The 2,239-nt window shown below is 36.8% G+C and carries 2 protein-coding genes; both read right to left on the minus strand.

All coding sequences use genetic code 11. The features are described 5' to 3' along the window. Positions 1–108 precede the first annotated feature (108 nt). On the minus strand, positions 109–1,653 hold the full coding sequence (locus ACZFYI_RS19385; RefSeq protein ID WP_462525769.1) for a hypothetical protein: 1,545 nt from the start codon (positions 1,651–1,653) through the stop codon (positions 109–111). 57 nt (positions 1,654–1,710) lie between these two features. Then, complete coding sequence (locus tag ACZFYI_RS19390; protein WP_462525770.1) at positions 1,711–2,070, minus strand: response regulator transcription factor; 360 nt, start codon at positions 2,068–2,070, stop codon at positions 1,711–1,713. Positions 2,071–2,239: the final 169 nt, after the last annotated feature.

The raw sequence follows: 2,239 nt of genomic DNA on the forward strand, positions 1-2,239 counted from the left end.
ATTTCCAGAGCGGAAAGAACCGTCATGATCAGGTAAAAAGAAATAATCGAAAAACTGTACACAAGGAACAGTATCCCAAAAACCTCAATCAATATGTCCAAAAGTAAATTATACATTGCTCAAAACAGGGTCCCTAAGGTGTTCAAAAATTTGGTGGATCTCAACATCACTGGAACCCTTGTACCATTCCTCCAAAACTTCGGGACTGAGGGCATTCAGTGTTTTCATCACTGCCTTTTTGGATTCGAAATCCAAACCTGATTTCAGCTTATCAAGCAAAATAACTTCTGAAATCGGATTGCCTATGTTTTGAAGAACTGAAACAACCCCTAAAAACAAGGCTTTGTCACTTGTCGACAAGTCTCTGTGGAGAAGGTCAAGTGAATCTTGGTAGCTGAATACATCAAAACATTTAATCATCTCAAGTTTTTCAGCCATTGATGCATGTTTGTATTTATTGATAAGAATTTCAAGTAATTCAAAAAGACCAAGGTATCTGACGAGTTTGTATCCAAACACTCTCACAGACTCATTTCTGGATTCAAAAAGAAATTCAACTTTGACTTTTTCCTGTCTGTTGTTGATGAATTTGATGATTCTGAAATACACCATTTGCTGCCAACGTGACAGCGGAAAATCCTGATCTACCAGGACTTTCAATTCTGGGTCATTTGATATGTTCAAAAGTGTCGCAACTGCATTGGATCGGACATAAAAATTCTCTGATTTCGCAAATTTGGTAACCTTATCCACTGCTTCCACCACGTCCATTTCGTTTATTTCGACGATTCCGGAGGTGATGACATCCCATTTTTTGGAAGAAAGTTTTTGGATAGAGTGTGCATCTAGTCCGAGCTTCCGGTAAATCGTTTTCAGCTTTGTCTTGAAATCACCCTTCATGTTTTTGTTGAGGCCGATGATTTCCATGATTATTACATTTTTAAAAACGCTGTTTTTCAAAAGGTCCGGCTGAAAAAAACTTTCAAATTTTTGGCTGTCAAATGCCATCAATTCTTCTAGCGAATGCTCAAAAAGCAAATTGGAAATCGGCTCAAAACTCAACTCCTTATATTTCAAGGTAAGAGAATCTTTTTTTCTTTTCTTCACTTTGGTCACATACATGATACCAACCAAAATAATAGATGCCAATAAGAACAAAAATACGGTCGCTACCAGTAGCAACATCCTGGTGTCACTCAGGATTTTTGTTTTCAACTTATAATAAGGAGAAAAAGGTACTTTGGATGCCATTACCAATAGTTCGCCTTCCTCAAAACCGTTTAACTGAGGAGATTCGCTTATTTCCAAAAGCTCATTACGAATCAGGTTATCCAAAAATTCCTGTATCGCTTCCTTTTCAGCTTTCTTTCCAAAAATCAAAAAAGTAAACTCACCTCTTGTTCCAGTCTTGGAAAAAACCGAATCCCTAAGGCTAGCGGCACTTTTAAAATTTGAAAGCGTGTCCGAAATCCACAAACCTCTTTCGTCGGATTTGTATAATGAAAGAAACCGAAGATCATTATTGTCTCCATTGACTTCCAAAATATAAGTCAGTCCCGGGATATCTTTGGAAACTTCGAATAATTTGGATTCTAGCTGGAAACTTAAAGAGTCTTGGGCATGAAGGTAACCAAGCGGAAAAAACAAAAACAAAAATAAGGTTTTGAGCTTATATAAATGGCACCTGCACAAATCATTCATCCAATTTAGCTATTGAATTAATCTCCGAACGCGTACTGCGAGCTCATTGGGATTAAAAGGTTTTGGCACAAAATCTGAAACTCCTAGGTTAAAAGCCTCCATAACCGTGCTTTCTTCCTCTCCAAGAGAACTCAAAACAATGATTGGGACCTTTGGGTAAACCTTCTTCGCATGGTTGATGATTTCGATACCGGTTTTGAAAGGAATCATCACATCTGTGATAATAAGGTCAGGCTCGGAAGCATCTATCGCATCCATACCAGTCAATCCATCTTCAGCGGTAGTGACATGGTAGCCATCCTTTTTAAGCCTAAAGTTCAATAGACTAGATATAAGTCTATCGTCCTCGATGATTAGGATATTCTTCATTTTATTCAATCTTTTGGGTGATAAGAGATTTAAATATAGAATTAAAAAAAATAAAAAAACAAGCTCCAAAACCCTCAAAAAATTGAAATATTTCAAGGAAAAAATACAATAGGCATAAAATGTATTACATAAAAAAATATTTGCCGTTCCTAACCGTTTGAGGTTCTTA

The organism is Aquiflexum sp. (assembly GCF_977115555.1).

Coding starts and splice junctions, on each gene's coding strand:
- ACZFYI_RS19390 (WP_462525770.1), bottom strand. CDS start 2,070: ATGAAGAATATCCTAATCATCGAGGACGATAGACTTATATCTAGTCTA.